We start from the raw sequence: 19,084 nt of genomic DNA, 5'->3' as shown, positions 1-19,084 counted from the left end.
ATGCTGGTGGCAAAGTGGCTTCAAGTCATGGTCCAATCAGTGGAGACTTCGATAGGCCACTTCGATTTGCCACTTCCGGGAGGATTCCGAATGTTTCTGCCTTCGGCGGTAGCCGTCGTCCTCGACCGGACAGATCGGCGGGCGCTCCCGATCCAGATTGCCGACCACCTCAGAGCTGATATCCGCAGTGGTAAGGCGGCAGTGGGTCTGAGGTTACCCAGTTCCCGGAAGCTGGCGGCGGAACTCGAGGTGGCGCGGGGCGTCGTGGAACGGGCGTATGAGCAGTTGATCGCCGAGGGTTGGCTTGTCGCTGTGCACGGCTCAGGCACCTTCGTTGCCGAGGCGCCCTCCCCCATGGTCACTCCCACGACTACACCGAAGAATGCCGCCGACAAGATGTCGCCCAGGGTGCAGCTCCGGCCGGGCGTGCCGTGGACGCCGCCGCGTGCATCGGCAGCGTGGCGGCGGGCGTGGCGTGACGTCGGGTCCAAACCGCCACCTTTCGAGGATCCCGATCCTGCGGGTGACTACGAATTGCGTTCGGCACTATCGGAATTGCTGGCAAGAGCCCGCGGAATGTCGGTTGAACCCGAGAGAATCCTGATCACCTCAGGTGCCACGCATGGTCTCGGCCTCGCCCTGTCGGCTCTGCGTACCCGTGGTGCTGTTCTGGCGATGGAAGATCCCGGATACCGGTATGCGTCCTCGGCCGCTACAGCCTGTGGATGGTCGCTGCTCGACGTGCCCGTCGACGCTCATGGTCTCTGTGTCGACCAACTCGAAACTGCGTCGGAGAGCGTCCGTGGCGTGTATGTGACACCGTCCCATCAGTATCCGACGGGTGGGCTGCTTCCGGTAGGTCGGCGCAACCAGTTGATCGAGTTCGCCCGCGTCCGCGACGTCGTCCTGTTCGAGGACGACTACGACTCCGAATTCCGTTACGACGTAGCGCCTTTGCCTGCGCTTGCCCAGTTGGCTCCTGATCGGGTGGTGTATCTCGGAACAGTTGCAAAGACGCTCGGCGCCGGAATTCGATTGGGCTGGTTGGTAGCTCCCCTCGACCTGGTCGACCGCATAGCAGTACACCGCCAGCGAATCGGCGACTTCCCGTCGGTTCCGCTGCAGCAAGCACTCCTGTCCCTGCTCCGTGACGGCGAATGGGATCGAGCGGTGCGTACCGCCCGGCGCAGGTACCGGGAGCGTGATCGGGCGGTCGAGGAAGCGCTGTCATCGTTCGGTGAACTGCGGGGTCTCGGCGCCGGCATGCACACGACGCTCATGCTCGACGCGGATCTGGCAGCCACCGTCGCTCGCGAGGCACTTGAACACGGCGTCGAAGTGCCCACCCTGGTCGAGTCCACCCGAACGCACGGAGACCCCGGCGGATTGGTCATCGGCTACGGGCGAGTGGAATCCGCGGACCTCGAATATGCGCTCGAGGTGATAGCCGAGTGCCTCGCACGTCACTGCGCGTGAAGTCTCGTTGATCGGGAGTGCGGCAACGGATGGGCGTGGTCCAGTTCTAGCGTCTGCTCGTGACGATCCGAAGCCAGACCTTTCCGCACCTGCTCGCACCAGGCACCATCGGCCCGATGACCGTGCCCAATCGTGTGGTTCTCCCTGCGATGGACATGAACCTGTGTGAAGACGGGGAAATCGAAAAGGGCGACATCGACCACTTCGTGGCTCGTGCGGCTGGTGGAACGGGTCTGATCATCACCGGTTGCTGCGCTGTTGCGTATCCGCTGGGCTGCACCAGCCGCAAGGAACCGGGGCTTTCGGAAGACCGGTTCATCCCCGGTCTCAAGGCGTTGGCCGACGCAGTCCACGACGCGGGCAGCAAGCTCTGTGTGCAGATGACACACCACGGCAAGGTGGCGCGCATCGATACCCTCGACGGCCGACCGCAGTTGGTCCCGTCCACGCCGAAGCCGCCGGGTGACATGAGCGCGATGGCCGATTGCACGCCAGAAGAACTGGGCAAGATGGCTGCCATCAACGAGGGCAAGAGGGCTACGTACCACGAGGCAACCAAGGAAGATCTTGATTGGCTGGTTCGCATGTTCGCCGAGGCTGCCGGACGGGTGAAGGCGGCGGGCGGCGACGCCGTCGAGATTCACTGTGCCCACAACTACGTCCTCGGAGCGTTCCTGAGTCGGTACACGAATCAGCGCAGCGACGAGTACGGAGGTTCCATGGAGAACCGTGCTCGCCTCGCTTGTGAGGTCATTCGGGCGGTCAAGGAGGAGGTCGGTGGTGCGCTCGCCGTCATCGTGCGTCTGGCCGGTCAAGAGTACGGCGAAACCGACGGGCTGACGGTCGACGAGGCTGCTGCGGCCGCGAAGATGTTCGAAGAGGCCGGCGCTGACGCCATTCACGTCACCGGTACCGCGCTGAATGCTTTTGCCAACTTCACCGACGGCCCCCTGCCCGACAAGGTCGGCTACTACACCGACAATGCAACGCGAATCAAGCAGGCGATATCGATCCCCGTGATCACGGTCGGACGTATGCTCCCCGAGGTCGGCGAGAAGATGATCGCGGAAGGTCGCACGGACTTCGCCGCAATGGGCCGCCAGCTCCTGGCCGATCCACAGTTGGTGAACAAACTCAAAGACGGTGCACCCGAGCGGGTTCGGCCTTGCATCAATTGCTACGTCTGCGTGCAGGAGAACTTCTGGGACGAGACGCCGCTGTGCGCTGTCAATCCCGCGCTCGGCAACGAAGCGCTTCTCCCCTTCGTCCGGACCAGCACTCCGAAACGCATTGTTGTGGTCGGAGCGGGCCCCGGTGGTCTCGAGACGGCCCGCGTGGCCGCTGAACGTGGGCACCGAGTCACGGTGTTGGACAAGTCCGATCGCCTCGGTGGCACCCTGTGGTTCTCGAGCCTCACTACCCCGGACAACGGGCGTCTGCTCAGCTGGTTGAAAGTGGAAATCGAGCGTCTCGGTGTCGATGTTCGACTGAAGACCGAAGCCTCGGTTGCCTTGATCCGGGCACTGAACCCCGACGCCGTAGTCGTGGCCACCGGTGCGGTTCGTGAGCGGCCTAGCGTTCCGGGCGGCGACTTGCCGCACGTGCACACCGGTGATTCGTTGCGCGCGTTGATGACCGGAGCTGGAGACGTCTCACAGGTACCGCCGTTCCTGCGGACGATGGCCAAGTTGGGCAAGCTGTCCGGTATCACCAAGAGCCCCGCGGCGATCCGAGCTGTGACCCGCAAGTTCCTGCCCATGGGTAAGGACGTTGTCGTGATCGGTGGTTCGCTTGTCGGACTCGAGCTTGCAGAGTTCCTGGCCGAGCGAGGTCGCACTGTGACGCTGATCGAAGAAGGCCAGCAGTTGGGCATTCCGATGGCGATGCCGCGCCGCTGGACGGCTGTGCGCCACGCCAAGCATGTCGGTGTGGACATTCACCGCAATTCAACGGTGCAGCGCATCACCAAGGAGCACGTCGAATTCCGTTCCGGTGACAAGACACTGACCGCTCCGGCCGACATGGTTGTCGTCGCCTCGGGAGTGTCGGCGCAGGCGCCACTGGCCGATTCTCTGATCGGCGTCGTCTCCGACGTGCACGTGGTCGGTGACGCGGTGAACGTCGACTACATCGAGGGCGCGATGCACACGGCGTGGAAAGTCGCGATGGATCTGTAGTTCAGCGTCAGGTAGCGCTTTGTGCCGCAACGATGTCCGGCCACCAGCGGGCCGCGACATCGGGGTGCGCACGTAGTCGACTCTTGAGGGCGTTCGCCCCGTAGGAATCGTGGATCGGGTTGTTCGCGTCCACGGTGACGCCGGTGGCGCGCGCCGCGAGCTCGGGCGGTAGGTCGAACTCCGGGATCTGTGCTGCGTAGTTCGGGTTGAAGAAGAACGGCACCGAGATACGTTCACCGTCGCCCTCGGGTGAAACTACCCGGTGCACAGTCGCTTTCAAGTAGCCGCCGGTAGCGACCTCGAGCAGTTCGCCGATGTTGACCACCAGCGCCCCGTCGATCGGCGGCGCGTCGATCCAGTCGCCGTCGTGCTCGACCTGCAGACCGCCTTTGCCCGGTTCGACATAGAGCAGAGTCAGCACACCCGCGTCCTTGTGTCCGCCGACGCCCTGGGAGCCGGCACCTTTCGGGCGGCCCGGGTAACGCACCACCTTGATGAGGATCGACGGATCGTGAGCGAACGCGTCGTCGAAGATGTTCGCATCCTGGCCCAGGGCTACCGCCCATTCGCGTAAGAGGCTCAATGCGATCGAGGTGAGTGTGTCGTTCCACTCGGTGATGACGTCGCGAAGTTCGGGAAGGGCGTCTGGCCACTGGTTGGGGCCCTGCAGAATCTCCCAGGCCGGTGAGGTGTCGGTGCGCTCGGCCGCGGGCTGTTCGGCGCCGATGTCGATCTGCTCGCGCCAGTCCTGCTTGCCTTCGGTCAGTTCGCCGCCGAGCCGGGTGTACCCACGGAAGTGCGGGCTGCGGACGTTCTCGATCGCGAGCTTCTCGGCAGTCGGCAGCGCGAAGAACTCGCGGGCGACGGCGAGGAGGCGGCGCTGCAGTTCGTCGGGAATTCCGTGGCCGACCAGGTAGAAGAATCCGACCTCGTGGGTGGCCTCGCGGAGCTGAGTGCGGAACTGCTCGGCGGTGTCGGGGTTCTGCGCAAGCGACAGATCGAGCACTGGCAGCGACGTAATCGACATGGGGTCCTCGATCCGTGTGATGGTTCTGATGTCCATCATTCCACGCTGAGCGGCACCCGGACCCGCACGGCAATTCGGCAGCCGCAGGCGTGATTACCCGCGCGGATGCGGAAACACCCTGCGGATAACAGAATCGGGGCCTTGCGCCATTGGCGCAAGACCCCGAATCAGCGTGAACCTAAATCAGGCCTCGTCGGCTCCGATGATGAAGGCTTCGAGCTCGATGCGAGCCTTGTCGTCGGCCATCTGGACCGGCGGGGACTTCATCAGGTAAGCGGAAGCCGGGTAAACCGGTCCACCGATGCCGCGGTCCTTGGCGATCTTGGCTGCGCGGACGGCGTCGATGATGATGCCGGCAGAGTTGGGCGAATCCCAGACCTCGAGCTTGTACTCCAGGTTCAGGGGAGCGTCACCGAAGGCGCGGCCTTCGAGGCGGACGTATGCCCACTTGCGGTCGTCGAGCCACTCCACGTAGTCCGAGGGACCGATGTGGACGTTGCGGTCGTGAACCTTGCCGGCAAGTGCGCCGGTCAGGTTGGACGTCACGGCCTGGGTCTTGGAAACCTTCTTCGACTCCAGGCGATCACGCTCGAGCATGTTCTTGAAGTCCATGTTTCCGCCGACGTTGAGCTGGTAGGTGCGGTCCAGCACGACGCCGCGGTCTTCGAACAGCTTCGCCATCACGCGGTGGGTGATGGTGGCGCCGACCTGGCTCTTGATGTCGTCACCGACGATCGGGACGCCGGCGTCCTTGAACTTGGCAGCCCACTCCGGGTCGGAAGCGATGAAGACGGGCAGAGCGTTGACGAATGCCACGCCTGCGTCGATCGCGCACTGTGCGTAGAACTTGTCAGCGTCGTCGGAACCGACGGGCAGGTAGGAGACGAGGACGTCGACCTGAGCGTCCTTGAGTGCCTTGACGACGTCGACGGGCTCGGCGTCGGACAGCTCGATGGTCTCGGCGTAGTACTTGCCGATGCCGTCGAGGGTCGGGCCACGCTGAACGGGAACGTCCAGGGGCGGGACGTCGGCGATCTTGATGGTGTTGTTCTCGCTCGCGAGGATCGCCTCGGAGAGGTCGAAGCCGACCTTCTTGGCGTCGACGTCGAACGCAGCGACGAACTGCACGTCGCGGACGTGGTACTTACCGAACTTGACGTGCATGAGGCCGGGGACCGTCTGGGTCTCGTCGGCATCCTTGTAGTAGTGGACGCCCTGAACCAGGGACGAGGCGCAGTTACCCACGCCCACAATGGCTACGCGCACCGCGGTGCTGTTCTCACCCATGGTCGGGTTCTCCTTCTTTCCGGGATGTTCCTGTTGTCGATTGCTCGGCTGCGATCAATTCGTTGAGCCAACGCACTTCGCGTTCACTCGATTCGAGTCCGAGCTGATGGAGCTGACGGGTATAGCGGTCCAGCGATCCGCTGGCCCGACCGACGGCCTCGCGGAGCCCCTCACGGCGCTCCTCGACCTGGCGTCGCCTGCCTTCGAGGATCCGCATCCGCGCTTCTGCGGGGGTGCGGCTGAAGAAGGCGAGGTGAACGCCGAAACCGTCGTCGGTGTAGTTCTGCGGCCCGGTGTCGGCGACCAGTTCGGTGAACCGTTGCCGACCTTCCGGAGTGAGCTGGTAGACGCGACGCGCCCGACGCTTGAGCGTGCCGGTGGCAGTGTCGACGTCTTCTGAGATCAATCCGTCGGCTTGCATGCGCCGCAGTGCCGGGTACAGCGATCCGTACGAGAACGCGCGGAATGCGCCGAGCAGACCAGTGAGCCGCTTACGCAGCTCGTATCCGTGCATCGGTGACTCGAGGAGCAGCCCGAGGATTGCGAGTTCGAGCAACTGACAAACCTCCCGAGTCGTTGAACCTAACCGCTTGATGCGATAACCAACTATATCGCGCCGATATATAAAACCACACTGCGGCCCGATACGTGTACCAAGGTGTCACGGCTAGATCAGGGGGTGAACGGGTAGATCGACATGATTTCCCCGTCGAGGCCAGCGGTCAGGTACCCGCTCTCGTCGAGGTCGTTGCCGACGTGAATCTGGATGGTCGGAACATTTTCGGTGCTGTCGACAGAGACGTACCGAGTGGTCGGATTTTGCACCGACGTCGTTGTTCCGGCGCCGTCGAGCAGGGCGATCACGATGCGAGGATCGAGCTGTCTGACGTCGATCTGTGTCACGTCGGGTTCGCGTGATCCTCCTGAAGTCGTGTCCTCGAGGTCGCCTCGGTAGTAGCTGTCCAGGCTCTTGCGCGGCGCGGCAGGATCGGCGCGCGTTACGCGTGCATAAGTGGGATAGATGGTCATCTCGTCGACCAGTCCGCTGCCGTACTCCGTTTCGATGGCATGGAACATCGCCCCCAGGCCGTCGACGGTGTGTAACTGTGGCTCGGGGCTCGAGAAGATCGTGACGTCGGACGCGGCGTATTTGATTCCGAAACCGACAGCCGAGACCAGTGACAGCGCGATGATCACAAGGGCGATCCAACGCGTGTCGAGCGAAGGTTCTTTCCGAAGAATGGGTAGGGACGCCTCGGTCTGCAGATCGGACGTCAAATCTTCGAGATCGCCGAGAGTGACTGCCACCGCGGCGAGTTCGGTCAATTCGTTGTGCTCGGTCGCCGTGAGTTGTCCGTCGGCGAAGGCGGAGTCCAGCACTGCGCAGGTAGCCTCGCGATCGGCATTGCGAGCGCGGGTGGTCCTGGTCAGATCGTTCGGCATGTCCGGGGCCTATCGAGGAGTGAAGGGAGACAAGCGGATCGGGCGGCCATCCGGGGTCAAATCCATTGAGCCGCTCGCGCCGAGGTTGTTGCTGGCGTAGATGGAGATGCGTGGATCGTCGCTCGACGAACTCATGCTGATTTGTGTGATCTCGGCGTCGGGGACGTTGAGATTTGCGGACACTCCTGCCAGATATCCGGCGAGTTTGTCGATGTCGACGGCAGCGAGGTCGAAGGTGACGGTGCTGGCTGCTCGAGTCGACGTGCTGTCGCGTGGTGTGAAACCGCCTCGAAAGTCGATGTCTTCCTCCAGGTTCGGCGAGACAGCGGCGGCGCGAGTGACGCTTGCATAGCCGTCGTAGAAGTTGGCGGAATCGATTATCGTCGTGCCGTACTTGGCGCTGTATCTGGTGATGAATTCCTCGATCCCGCTTGCGGTGACCGTGTTCAACGTCGAACTCACAATGGGGGCAAGCGGTTCGACGTTTTCGGCTGCCGCCGGTGGAGGCGGTGGGGGTGAAGGGTCGGCGGACAAGGTGAGGTACCCGATCAGGCCGGCGAAGATAGTCGATGCGGCTGCGAGGTACCAGATCTTGTCGATACGGCGAACTTTGGCGACGGCGTTGCGCAGCGTTGCTTTCTGCAGATCGCGGACCAGCAGATCGAGCTGTCCGAGCGTGGTCGCGGTCATGGCCGCAGCCGTCCGGTTCGCGTGCTCGTCGACCGTGATCTGGCCGTCGGACAGAGCCGTATCGAGAACGGCGCAGGTATCGGAACGGTCGACGTCGCGCGCACGGGTGCGCGTAGAGGTAGTAGTCGGGGACCCACTCACCGGCTCACCCTAGCTCCCGTACGGGTAGGAACGAGAGATCTCGCCCCACGGCGTGACCTCGATGCGTCCTTGGTGGCCGAGTCCGTTCTCTGCATAGATCGCGATCTCCGGGACGCCGTAGTTCGCGTCCACGATCAAGTGGGTGATCGCGGCGTCCGAAACATTGACATAGTCGCCGATGTTCACCATGTACGGCGCGAGCTTGTCGATCTGGATGGAACCGAGGTCGAAGGTCGGCTGGCCCGTTCGCCGCGGAATGGACGTCACTTCCCTCTCGAAGCCGTCGCGAAAACTGATGGACTCGGTGAGAGCGGGAGCATCGGGGACCGCCCGGCTCACTGAGGAGTAGTCGCCGTGGAAGCTGGCGTCGTCTACGAACATGTCACCGAACTCTTCTCGATACCTCTCGATGAATGCGCCGATTCCTTCCGGCGTCAACGTGTCGATGTGTGCGATCAGGATCGGTTCGACGGTCGGCTCCGGCACCGGGGTGGTGGTCGGCAACGGCGGAGCGAGGGAAGTAGTGCTGGCATAACTGGCTGTGATGTCTTCCGAGGGCGTCAACGGTGACCGACTCCACGCCACTGCTGCGATCGCGCCGACGACGATCAGAGCAGCAGCACCGACGAACACGGCCTTTCGTGCCGTCGACGTCCGAGGCACCGTTTTGGTCTCGATCTTCGGCACCTGCAGATCGTTGACCAGGCGTGCGAGTGCGAGCAGGGTCTTCGCGGACTTCGCCTTCTCGGTCCGGTCGAAGTAGTCCTCCGCGCTCAACTGCCCTTCGGCGTACGCGGCGTCCAACACATTGCACGTTTCGACGCGATCAAGATCACGAGCGCGCGTCATCGGAGAACGAGAAGACTTCACAGGAAGTGATCGTAATGGCTGGTCGCCATGCCCCCAGCCCCCGAAATGTGTTCATCGTGACCCTCCCGAACCGTCCGTCGCGGCACGGACGCACGTACGCTGGTCAGGTGCGGATACAGCGGCAAGTTGTGGACTACGCGCTCGCGCGTCGGTCTGTGCTGGCCGAAGTGTCTGCGGGTCGGACCGACGTCAAGCAGGTGTGTGACGCCGATCCGTACCTACTCAGAGCCGCGAAGTTCCACGGCCGGGGCAGCGACGTCGTCTGCCCCATTTGCCGCAAGGAACAGTTGACGCTCGTGTCCTGGGTGTTCGGCGACAAGCTCGGTCAGGTTTCGGGATCGGCCCGAACCTCGGACGAGCTCGCTCGGCTTGCGGAAACAGCAGAGGAGTTCACGGTGCACGTTGTAGAGGTGTGCCGTACCTGCAGTTGGAACCACTTGGTGCAGTCCTATGTGCTCGGCGCAGTACCTGCGCCGCCGCGACCGCGGCGAGCACGCCCACCAAGCCGGCGCACCGCCAGCGAGTAACGCCACACCCGAAGAAGGGCCCGATCGAAGTCTGCACGTGATCGGTCCGTGACCACTGGAGATTTGATTCGTGAGTTCCCCCAGCAACAACAACCCGGGCGGCAACAACCCGGGTGGCCGTCCCGTCGGTCCCAACCGTCCCGCCGGACCTCCTCAGGGTCGTCCGCCGCAGGGACGTCCCATGGGCCCACCACCGCAGGGACGCCCTCCGATGGGTCCGCCCCCTCAGGGTCGTCCGCCGCAAGGTCGTCCGATGGGACCCCCGCCCCAGGGGCGTCCGCCGCAAGCCCGACCTGCCGGCCCGCCTCCTCAGGGCCGCCCCGCCGGTCCCCCTCCTCAGGGTCGTCCGCCGCAAGGCCGACCTGCCGGCCCGCCGCCTCGAGATCGCGCCGTAGGCGCTCAGGCGAACGAACCGACCCAGCGCGTCGCGGCAGCAGCAGCGACCACCCGTAGCAACGCGGGCACCCGCCCGCCGGTCGGACCTCCACCGACGAAGCCACCGACAGGTGGCTCCGGTGGCGGTGGCAACGACGGACAACCCCCGAAGGGAAGAAAGAGCACCGTGAAGAAGAAGTCCAAGTGGCGCACAGTTCGCCGCTCGGCCTACGTCTTGGTGGCGCTCGGTCTTGTTCTGCCCGTCCTTGCCTTCATGGCGGCGTACATCGTGCAGGACGTCCCCAAGCCCGGTGACCTCAAGACCAATCAGGTGGCGACGGTCTTTGCCGCCGACGGCACCACGGTGATCAGCACTGTCGTCCCGCCAGATGGCAACCGCGTCGAGGTCTCGCTCGATCAGGTACCGCCGCACGTTCGCAACGCTGTTCTGGCCGCAGAGGACCGCGATTTCTACTCGAACCCGGGCTTCTCGATCTCCGGTTTCGCACGCGCGGCCCGAGACAACGTCCTCGGTCGCGACAGCGCCGGTGGTGGCTCGACCATCACGCAGCAGTACGTCAAGAAGGCGCTTGTCGGCTCGGAGCGTTCGCTGACGCGAAAGATGAAGGAACTCGTCATCTCCTCGAAGATGGCCAACGAGTGGTCCAAGGACGACATCCTCGCCGCGTATCTGAACACCATTTACTTCGGTCGCGGCGCATACGGCATCGGCGCAGCATCCAAGGCTTACTTCGGTAAGCCCGTCGACCAGCTGTCCATCGAAGAAGGCGCCGTCCTGGCGTCGTCGATCCAGCTTCCGTCGCTCCTCGATCCCGAGACCAACCCGACAGGCGCGAAGTCCCGTTGGGATTACGTGCTCGACGGCATGGTGTCCGCCGGCACGCTGGATCAGGCCGCGCGCACGCCGATGCAGTACCCCGCCTACATCCCGCTCGCCCAGGTCGACAACAGCAGCCAGGGCTCGACCGGACCCGAAGGCCTGATCAAGCGTCAGGTGCTCAAGGAGATCGGCGACGCTGGAATCAGCGAGCAGTTGCTCAACACCGAGGGCTTGCAGATCACCACGACCATCGACCCGCAGGCTCAGGCCGCAGCGGTCGAGGCAGCCCGTTCCAATATGGAGGGTGAGCCGGAGAATCTGCGTACCGCAGTTGTCTCGGTCGATCCGAAGACCGGAGCCGTCAAGGCGTACTACGGCGGTGAGGACGGCGCGGGATACGACTTCGCGAATGCCGGACTTCAGACTGGTTCCTCGTTCAAGGTGTTCGGCCTCGCAGCCGCCCTGGATCAGGGAATCCCGCTCTCGCAGATGTACGACAGCTCACCGCTGACCGTCAACGGCATCTCCATCGGCAACGTCGAAGGTGAAAGCTGCGGCACCTGCACCATCGCAGAGGCGCTCAAGCGTTCGCTGAACACCAGCTTCTACCGTCAGATGCTCAGCCTCGACGGCAACGGCCCGCAGGAAATCGCGGACATCGCTCACAAGGCAGGCATCCCGAAGGACATCCCGGGCGTCGGCCCGTCGCTCACCGAGGCCGACGGTTCCGGCCCCAACAACGGCATCGTGCTCGGCCAGTACCAGGCCCGCGTGCTCGACATGGCGTCGTCGTACGCGACACTCGCCGCGTCCGGTACGTATCACGCACCGCACTTCGTGCAGAAGGTCGTCGCGGCCGACGGCACCGTGCTGCTGGACCGCGGCGCGCCCGCCGGTGAAGACCGCATCGACGCTGCCGTGGCGGACAACGTGACGGCTGCGATGCAGCCGATCGCGGCGTACTCGCGCGGTCACAACCTGGCCGGCGGACGTCTGTCGGCGTCGAAGACAGGTACTGCGCAGCTCGGTGACACCGGAGCCAACAAGGACGCGTGGATGGTCGGCTACACGCCGTCGCTTTCGACCGCGGTCTGGGTCGGAACTCCCGACGGTGAAGCGATCACCAATTCCGGTGGCGCGATGATCTACGGCTCGGGTCTGCCTTCGGACATCTGGAAGGACACGATGGACGGCGCCCTCGAGGGCACCGACAACGAGAAGTTCCCGACGCCGGGCAAGATCAACGGTCAAGCCGGTGGTGTTCCGGAGTACACGGCTCCCGCACCGCCCAAGACGTCGGCGCCGCCGACCACCGCACCGACGACGACGGAAACCACTCCGCCGCCCGTGGTGACAACGACGCAGGTCGAGGTTCTGCCGGGCATCACGATCCCGATTCCGGGCATCTCCCGGCCGACGACAACCACGCCACAGGTACCGGGGGCAGGCGAGACCACCGAGGAAGAACCGGCAGGTGTGAGCCCCGGCCAGTAGTTGGAGGGTGGTCGGTTCGAAAGACGGTAACCTCGCGGAGTGGCCGCGAATGCTGATGATGCCGAACCGACCTCCCCCGCTCCGCTGGCCGAAGATCTTCGTTCGGCGGATTGGCGGGACGTTCCCAGTCGCAACGACGCGATGGTGTCTGCGCTGTCGGGAACCGTCGGCGGTCCGGTAGGTCGTCACGCACTGATCGGGCGCACTCGCTTCTTCACACCGATGCGAGTGATCCTTCTGCTCGCCGTGGTGTTCTTGGCTTTCGGCTGGTTCGCCAAGGCGGGCTGTATTCAGCAGGCGCCGGTCGGCGAGAGCGGGCAGGTCGGCCTCGACTGGAGTGGCAGCCGTCAGTACGTGGCGATGTGTTACTCCGATACCGTTCCGCTGTACGGAGCCGAACGCCTCGATCAGGGAGCATTCCCGTACAAGACGTCGTGGGAAGAAGTACGCGGCGACGGTTCGATCCAGATGCGGTACATGGAGTATCCGGTCATCTCGGGGCTCTATCAGTACGGCGCAATGAAAGTCGCGAAGGCGTGGGATTCGATCACCTGGCTGCCGGGCGCGATTCAGGTGGCGCTCTATTTCAACGTCGTGGCGTTCGGGTTGGCGTTGGCGTGGCTGGTCACCGTGTGGGCGAGCACCCTGCTGGCCGGACGACGAGTGTGGGACGGCGCTCTGATCGCGTGCTCCCCGTTGGTGATCGTGCACGTGTTCACGAACTTCGATCCTCTGGCGACGGCGTTCGCGGCGGGTGGGTTGTTGGCGTGGGCACGCAAGCGGCCCGTGCTCGCGGGAATCCTGCTCGGCCTGGGCGGCGCCGCAAAGCTCTACCCGCTGCTCCTACTGGGACCGCTCTTGGTCCTGTGTCTGCGCGCGGGCAAGACGAGGGACTGGCTGGTGACCGCTCTCAGCGCGGTCGCGGCATGGCTTGCGGTGAACCTGCCCATTGCCGCGCTGTACCCCCATGGTTGGTACGAGTTCTTCCGGCTCAACTCCGAACGCGGGGCCGATCCGGATTCGCTCTACAACGTGATCGCGTCGTTCACGTCGTGGAAGGGCCTCGACGGTCCTCTCGCACAGGGTGAGTCGCCGTCGAATCTCAACGCCGTCTCTCTGCTTTTGTTCGTGGCCGTCTGCATCGGTGTCGGATACGTCGCCCTGACGGCGCAGCGTCGTCCGCGAGTTGCGCAGCTGTGCTTCCTGTTGGTGGCGGGCTTCCTGCTCACCAACAAGGTGTGGAGCCCGCAGTATTCTCTGTGGCTGGTGCCGCTGGCCGTGTTGGCCTTGCCGCACCGCAGACTCCTGCTCGCGTGGATGACCATCGACGCCCTGGTCTGGGTTCCACGAATGATGTATTACCTCGGTGTGTCCAACAAGGGGCTGCCCGAGCAGTGGTTCACCGGAACCGTCGTGATCCGGGACATCGCGGTACTCGTTCTATGCGCGCTGGTGCTCCGGCAGATCTACCGGCCGTCGGAGGATCTCGTGCGGTACGGGTTCATCGACGATCCGGCGGGCGGTGTTCTCGATCAAGCACCGGACAAACAACCTGCCTGGCTACCCGGTTGGCTGAAGCCGTCCAAGGCGAAGGAACCGGAACCCGTCACGGTCTGAGGTCACCACTCGTCGAGGGTGGTGTACCCGTCCTGGACCGCGCGGGCAAACAATGCTGCCTTCGTGGGAGCCGGCCGCCCGACGTCGCTGTACTTCGTGCGGATCCGAGTGATGTGTGTGTTGACGGTGCAGACGCGTAGGCCGAGTGTCTCGGCGACCTCGGACTTGGAATCCGAACGTAGCCAGGCAAGAAGTACTTCGATCTCGCGGACGCTCAGCTTCGGCTTGTGCTTGCCGTGCTTGGGGTTGCCGACTCGGGACACGTTTGCCTCGATCTTCGGAGAAATGCCGATTGAAGACACGCGAGTAGCGCCTTTCGACGGAGGGGATGGGCGTCGACTGCCGTATTTGCAGAAGGGCTGCTGGCTCAGGGTGCGACTGAGACGAGTATTTCAATCGAGGTGTCTCAGTGGAACGGGTGCAACTCTCTCGATACAGAGTCCATACAACGGACAAATCCCCTACCTGCTCCGATAGAGTGCGTCGCTATGAACTCGAAGGCGGAAGCCGGTACGCACAATCAGGTCGATCCCGCCCGGATCGAGTCGCGTGGGCAGTTTGCTGAGACGCTCACTGCACTGCGGAACGCAGCCGGACTGACGGTCCGCGAAGCCGTCGAGCGTTCGGGTGGTTTGCACGGAACCGTCAGCGGATGGTTTGCCGGCCAACACCTGCCGACGCCGGCGAGTACCCCGATGTTTTTCGCGCTCCTCGAGGCCTGCGGCGTCGATTCCGAGGATGAGCGGGAGCGCTGGATCAGTGCGGTGCAACGAGTGAGACAGCTGACGGCCAGACGACGCGGCGACGCCACCGTTCCGTATCGAGGTCTCGAGTCGTTCCGGCAGGAGGATGCCGAGTGGTTCTTCGGTCGAGACGAACTCACTGCCAACTTGGTCGAGCGGGTGGCGTCGGCGATACGGGGTGTCGGCCGCCGTCAGTTCATGGTGATCGGTGCTTCCGGATCGGGTAAGTCGTCTTTGCTGCGGGCCGGGCTCGCCCCCAAGGTTGCCGGGGACGATCCACGGTTCGACGGTTGGCGGGTGGAAACCCTGCAGCCGGGTACAGGAGGAATCCCGTCGTCGATTTCCGACGAACCAACGGTCTTGATCCTCGACCAGTTCGAGGAACTGTGGACGCAGTGCGACGGTGATCGGCGCGAGGAAATACTGCGGACACTCGCGGAACTCGGTGAGAACACCATCGCCGTCATCGGAATGCGCGCCGACTTCTACGGGCTCGCGGCGGAGGAACCGCTTTTGGTGCCGCTGCTCGACGATTCGCCGATGGTGGTCGGGCCACTGACCGACGAACAATTGCGCGAGGTGATCGTCGAGCCGGCGATCAAGGCCGGGATGACCGTGCAGAGCGAATTGGTTCAGGTTCTGGTCTCCGAGCTGACACCACGCGGCTCGCGTACGGCGAGCGACCCCGGAGCTTTGCCCTTGCTGTCACACGCACTGTTGGGGACCTGGCAACGGTCGACGCGTAAAACTCTGACCGTCTCGGATTACTACGCCACCGACGGGATTGCCGGGGCCGTCCAGCAAAGCGCGGAGGAAGTGTACGGCGAGCTCACAGAGCGGCAGCAGCAGTTGGCGCGCAGGATCTTCCTCCGGTTGGTCAACGTCGACGAAGTGACGCAGACGCGTCGGCGGGCACCGCGCACCGAACTCTTCCTCGGTGACGACGTCGACGACGTGAATACCGTCATCGACCGGTTCGCCTTACGCCGCCTTCTCACCGTCGACGAGGAGACCGTCGAGGTTTCGCACGAGGTCTTGCTGTCCGCGTGGAGTCGGCTTCGCGATTGGATCGACTCGGACCGCGCCGGCCTGGCAGTGCATCGCCGGTTCACCTACGCGGCGCAGGTGTGGGAAGACAGTGGACGCGACCCCGGTGCGCTGCTCGGACCCGCACGTCTTCACCTGACGGAAGAATGGCTGCGTTCGGGCGAACTCGGGCTCCCACTGGAACCGAGTCGGACCCGCGCCGCCGACCTCAATGCCACCGAGCGGGAGTACCTCGCCGCGAGCATCGAGCATCGTGATCAGCAGGAATTTGCCGATCGCCGACGTACACGCGTTCTGCGGCGACTCGTGACTGCGTTGGCAGCCGCGTCGGTGATCGCTCTGGTGTTGGCGGTGGTTGCCACCGTCGCCGGTATCGGCGCCAATCGTCAACGTGTCCAAGCAGATACCGCGCGCGACGAGGCGATGTCGCGTCAGGTGGCCACCGAGTCGATCAGGATGCGTGAGCGGGATCCGTCGCTGGCGTCGCAGCTTGCTCTGGCGGCATTTGCGGTCAACGAAACAACCGAAGCCCGCTCGGCGTTGCTGGATGCGTCGGGCGTTCATTCGGCTACTCGCATCATCGGGCCGCCCGGCGCGATGAAGGCCCGGATCAACCCAGCCGGAACTGTTGTGGCGGTGGGTGGTTCGGACGGAAAAGTCAGGCTTTATCCGATGGTGGACGGTGTTGCCTCAGCCGTTCCGCAGGCGGAGTTCCTCGGAGTCTCGGAGGGCACGGCCCTCTTTGCCGTCGCCTACAGCCCGGACGGACGGCTCCTTGCGACCGGTGGTGCCGGCGGCGCTGCACTCTGGGATGTGTCGGACCCGAAGAATCCGGTCCGTGGAACACTTCCCGTCGACGGTGAACGCGTAGTGCAGGACATGGAGTTCAGCCCAGACGGAACCAAGCTGGTCGCCGGTACCTCGACGCCCGACGTCCTGCGATGGAACATCGACACCTCCACGAATGCCGTTGCTTTGCCTGCTCTTCCGCATCCAGCTGACGGCATTGTCACCGCGACGTTCAGCCCCGACGGACGTTTCCTCGTGGCGGGCGGGCGTCAAGCGACTCTGCGCGTGTGGGACGTCGCGAAGTGGGGTGAGGAATCGGCGCCGATCTTCGCGACCGAGCCCAACGGCACCACCGTCCACTACCTCGGCGTTGCCTTCAGCCCGGACGGACGTGAGCTTGCGGCGGGAACGACTGGCAGGGAGGTGGTTCGGTGGGACATGAGCGATCCGGCGCGCCCTGCTCCCCTCCCGGCGCTGACGGGATTCTCCAGTTACGTCAACGAACTCAACTACGGTAAAGATGGAACACGCCTTGCTGCAGGGAGTTCCGACAACTCCGTGCGCGTGTGGGACCCCCGAACCGGGGCATTGATCGAGACACTTCCGGACAGTGGGGCGGTGACCACAGTCGACTACAGCGATGACGGCCGCAATCTGGTCACCGGGGGACTCAACGGTGTGACTCGCGTGTGGGCTCTTCCGGGTCCGGTCTGGGCGGGAGCTCGGGACACGATCTTCACCAGTCCCTTTGCCGCGGACGGCTCGCGTCTGGTGGCCGGCGTCGGTGCCAGGGGTGGCGCGATGTTGGCGTGGAACACCGAGGATCTCGATCGCCCCGCGGTGATGCCGGAGTTGAAACCGCAAGGGGACGACTCTTTCAGCGGTGCGTCGGCGGTGTCGGCAGACGGGAACCTGGCTGTGAGCGGCACCGGCGGCGGCGGTGCATATCTTTGGGACCTGAGTGATCCGGCGTCGCCACGTATCTACGGCGAGCCTGCGGTATATGTGAAGGGCATCGTGGCGGTTGTCGCACTGAATCCCGCCGGAGATCTGCTGGCGGTGTCCTCGCAGGACGACAACAGTATTGCGTTGGTCGACGTTTCCGACCCGTCGGCTCCGAAACTGTTGTCGTCGACCGATGTCGGCTCCTACCCGCAGATGATGGCCTTTCAGCCAGGTACCGACATCTTGGCGATCGCGAACGCCAAGAACGAAGTGGATCTGTGGGACGTGTCGAACGCAGCGTCGCCCCGAGTGGCGGCGACGGTGGGTGGATTCGAAAGCTACGCATTAGCAGTGTCTTTCAGCGCCGACGGAACGCTGTTGGCCGCTGGAAGTGCGGATCACGGTGTCGCCGTGTGGGACGTACGCACACCGTCGGCACCCGAGGAACTCGCTCGTCTCGTCGGCCCCGAGGGCGCAATCTATTCGATCTCGTTCAACCGCGCCGGTGATCGGCTCGCTGCCGGTGTCGGCGACGGAACCGTCTGGCTCTGGGACATCGAGACTCCCTCGCAGGCAACACGATTTGCGACGCTGTCCGCCTACCCGGGTCGCGTCAACGACGCTCAGTTCGCCGGCGAGAGTGACATGATCGCGGGTAGCGGGTCGGACAAGACCGTTCGCTTGTGGGGAATCGACCCCGACGGCGTCGTTGATCGATTGTGCCGCACCGCAGGATCTCCCATCACGGAAGCCGAATGGGAGCGGTACCTGCCCGGTGTTCCCTATCAGGATCCGTGTGCCGGCTGACGTGGGTCAGTTCATCCAGAACTCGAGCGCCGGTTCCCGACCCAGCTCGCCTCCGCTGCCGGTGATCACCAGTCCGGCGGAGGTGAGCTTGTACGTCACGTCCTTGTTGGTGACGGTGAATCCGTTGCCGGTGGGCGTCGGATCGTCGAGTTCGATGGTGGCGCCGTCGCTCAGCCGTTGACCCTTGTAGTAGTAACGCCCGACTCCGGTTTCGCAGATGACGATTCGTGATCCGGTCGTGACGGCGATGGCGACGGCAGGATTGGTGGAGTTGCAACTGGGGCCGCCGGAGATGAAGCCCTGACGGTTGGTGCCCGAGACGGTCGGCGCTGGTCCGATCGAGGTTGTGACGCGTGGGGGCGTCGTCGTTTTCGGCGCTGTGGTGGGTGCACTCGGCGCCCGAGTCGTGGTCGTGGAGTACGAGTACGGCGTCGTATAGGTGAGACTCCGCGAACTCGCTTCATTGGCGGCGTTGCCGAAAGCGGCGGCGAGCAGCCCGAAGAACGCGATCCACACGATCACGGCCAGGATGCCGAGTGCGGTGAAGATGTAGCCGATGATCAGTCCGGCAAGGGCGAGTCCGTCGCCTTCTTCGCCGGTCCGTTTGATCTGGCCGCGAGCGATGTGCCCGAAGACGATCCCCAACGGCGCGATGAGGAACGCGAAGACGAGGGCGAGTACCGCGAGTGTGTTCGTCGGCCGCCTGCCGTACGGATCGGGCTGCCCGTACGGAGACGGTTGCCAATTCTGATTGCCCTGGTACCCGTACCCACCCTGATCGCTCATGA

At 64.1% G+C, this 19,084-nt stretch carries 14 protein-coding genes; 6 read left to right on the top strand and 8 right to left on the bottom strand.

From position 1 onward, the window contains the following. Positions 1 to 90 precede the first annotated feature (90 nt). On the top strand, positions 91 to 1,476 hold the full coding sequence (locus tag EHW12_RS29130; RefSeq protein WP_125052430.1) for a PLP-dependent aminotransferase family protein: 1,386 nt from the start codon (positions 91 to 93) through the stop codon (positions 1,474 to 1,476). Between the two features lie 59 nt (positions 1,477 to 1,535). Continuing rightward, positions 1,536 to 3,653, top strand: coding sequence for an FAD-dependent oxidoreductase (locus tag EHW12_RS29125; protein ID WP_042922017.1), 2,118 nt, complete (start codon positions 1,536 to 1,538; stop codon positions 3,651 to 3,653). Positions 3,654 to 3,660: 7 nt separating this feature from the next. Here the strand turns inward: EHW12_RS29125 and EHW12_RS29120 are convergent, their stop codons facing one another. From EHW12_RS29120 to EHW12_RS29095, 6 genes are all read right to left on the bottom strand, one after another. Next, complete coding sequence (locus EHW12_RS29120; RefSeq protein WP_007735517.1) at positions 3,661 to 4,716, bottom strand: 2-oxoglutarate and iron-dependent oxygenase domain-containing protein; 1,056 nt, start codon at positions 4,714 to 4,716, stop codon at positions 3,661 to 3,663. Between the two features lie 147 nt (positions 4,717 to 4,863). Further along, complete coding sequence (locus EHW12_RS29115; RefSeq protein WP_003945979.1) at positions 4,864 to 5,967, bottom strand: inositol-3-phosphate synthase; 1,104 nt, start codon at positions 5,965 to 5,967, stop codon at positions 4,864 to 4,866. Beyond that, positions 5,960 to 6,523 (bottom strand): PadR family transcriptional regulator, encoded by a 564-nt coding sequence (locus EHW12_RS29110; protein ID WP_003946014.1) that lies wholly within the window; start codon positions 6,521 to 6,523, stop codon positions 5,960 to 5,962. The genes EHW12_RS29115 and EHW12_RS29110 overlap by 8 nt, the downstream gene beginning before the upstream one ends. Before the next feature lie 116 nt (positions 6,524 to 6,639). Continuing rightward, positions 6,640 to 7,410 (bottom strand): DUF1707 domain-containing protein, encoded by a 771-nt coding sequence (locus tag EHW12_RS29105; RefSeq protein ID WP_125052428.1) that lies wholly within the window; start codon positions 7,408 to 7,410, stop codon positions 6,640 to 6,642. 9 nt (positions 7,411 to 7,419) lie between these two features. Continuing rightward, positions 7,420 to 8,241, bottom strand: coding sequence for a DUF1707 domain-containing protein (locus EHW12_RS29100; RefSeq protein WP_125052426.1), 822 nt, complete (start codon positions 8,239 to 8,241; stop codon positions 7,420 to 7,422). Between the two features lie 9 nt (positions 8,242 to 8,250). Beyond that, entirely contained in the window at positions 8,251 to 9,090 is an 840-nt protein-coding gene (locus tag EHW12_RS29095; protein ID WP_007735521.1) for a DUF1707 domain-containing protein, read from the bottom strand. A 128-nt stretch (positions 9,091 to 9,218) separates the two neighbouring features. Here EHW12_RS29095 and EHW12_RS29090 point away from each other — a divergent pair, with 128 nt between their 5' ends. The 3 genes from EHW12_RS29090 to EHW12_RS29080 all read left to right on the top strand — a co-directional run bounded on the left by EHW12_RS29090 (position 9,219) and on the right by EHW12_RS29080 (position 13,965). Next, positions 9,219 to 9,638 carry a DUF5318 family protein gene (locus EHW12_RS29090; protein ID WP_042448217.1) on the top strand — a complete coding sequence of 140 codons (420 nt, stop codon included), beginning with the start codon at positions 9,219 to 9,221 and terminating at the stop codon, positions 9,636 to 9,638. A 562-nt stretch (positions 9,639 to 10,200) separates the two neighbouring features. Continuing rightward, positions 10,201 to 12,348: a transglycosylase domain-containing protein gene (locus tag EHW12_RS29085; RefSeq protein WP_007735524.1), complete on the top strand. Its 2,148-nt coding sequence runs from the start codon at positions 10,201 to 10,203 to the stop codon at positions 12,346 to 12,348. Between the two features lie 39 nt (positions 12,349 to 12,387). Then, complete coding sequence (locus tag EHW12_RS29080; protein WP_030537124.1) at positions 12,388 to 13,965, top strand: glycosyltransferase 87 family protein; 1,578 nt, start codon at positions 12,388 to 12,390, stop codon at positions 13,963 to 13,965. Positions 13,966 to 13,967: 2 nt separating this feature from the next. Here EHW12_RS29080 and EHW12_RS29075 read toward each other — a convergent pair whose 3' ends face one another. Then, positions 13,968 to 14,267 (bottom strand): LuxR C-terminal-related transcriptional regulator, encoded by a 300-nt coding sequence (locus EHW12_RS29075; protein WP_003941253.1) that lies wholly within the window; start codon positions 14,265 to 14,267, stop codon positions 13,968 to 13,970. A 186-nt stretch (positions 14,268 to 14,453) separates the two neighbouring features. On the opposite strand from EHW12_RS29075, the gene EHW12_RS29070 reads away from it, so the two are divergent. Then, complete coding sequence (locus tag EHW12_RS29070) at positions 14,454 to 18,296, top strand: helix-turn-helix domain-containing protein (protein WP_125052424.1); 3,843 nt, start codon at positions 14,454 to 14,456, stop codon at positions 18,294 to 18,296. 6 nt (positions 18,297 to 18,302) lie between these two features. Here EHW12_RS29070 and EHW12_RS29065 read toward each other — a convergent pair whose 3' ends face one another. After that, entirely contained in the window at positions 18,303 to 19,082 is a 780-nt protein-coding gene (locus EHW12_RS29065; RefSeq protein WP_003941240.1) for a DUF4190 domain-containing protein, read from the bottom strand. Positions 19,083 to 19,084: the final 2 nt, after the last annotated feature.

The sequence above is a fragment of the Rhodococcus sp. NJ-530 genome (assembly GCF_003860625.1).
In the GTDB taxonomy this organism is placed as follows: Bacteria; Actinomycetota; Actinomycetes; order Mycobacteriales; family Mycobacteriaceae; genus Rhodococcus_F; species Rhodococcus_F qingshengii.
Note: the sequence above shows the minus strand (reverse complement) of the source record. Positions and strands in the feature narration are given on the sequence as shown.

Coding starts and splice junctions, on each gene's coding strand:
- EHW12_RS29130 (WP_125052430.1), top strand. CDS start 91: ATGTTTCTGCCTTCGGCGGTAGCCGTCGTCCTCGACCGGACAGATCGG.
- EHW12_RS29120 (WP_007735517.1), bottom strand. CDS start 4,716: ATGGACATCAGAACCATCACACGGATCGAGGACCCCATGTCGATTACG.
- EHW12_RS29115 (WP_003945979.1), bottom strand. CDS start 5,967: ATGGGTGAGAACAGCACCGCGGTGCGCGTAGCCATTGTGGGCGTGGGT.
- EHW12_RS29105 (WP_125052428.1), bottom strand. CDS start 7,410: ATGCCGAACGATCTGACCAGGACCACCCGCGCTCGCAATGCCGATCGC.
- EHW12_RS29095 (WP_007735521.1), bottom strand. CDS start 9,090: ATGACGCGCGCTCGTGATCTTGATCGCGTCGAAACGTGCAATGTGTTG.
- EHW12_RS29070 (WP_125052424.1), top strand. CDS start 14,454: ATGAACTCGAAGGCGGAAGCCGGTACGCACAATCAGGTCGATCCCGCC.
- EHW12_RS29065 (WP_003941240.1), bottom strand. CDS start 19,082: ATGAGCGATCAGGGTGGGTACGGGTACCAGGGCAATCAGAATTGGCAA.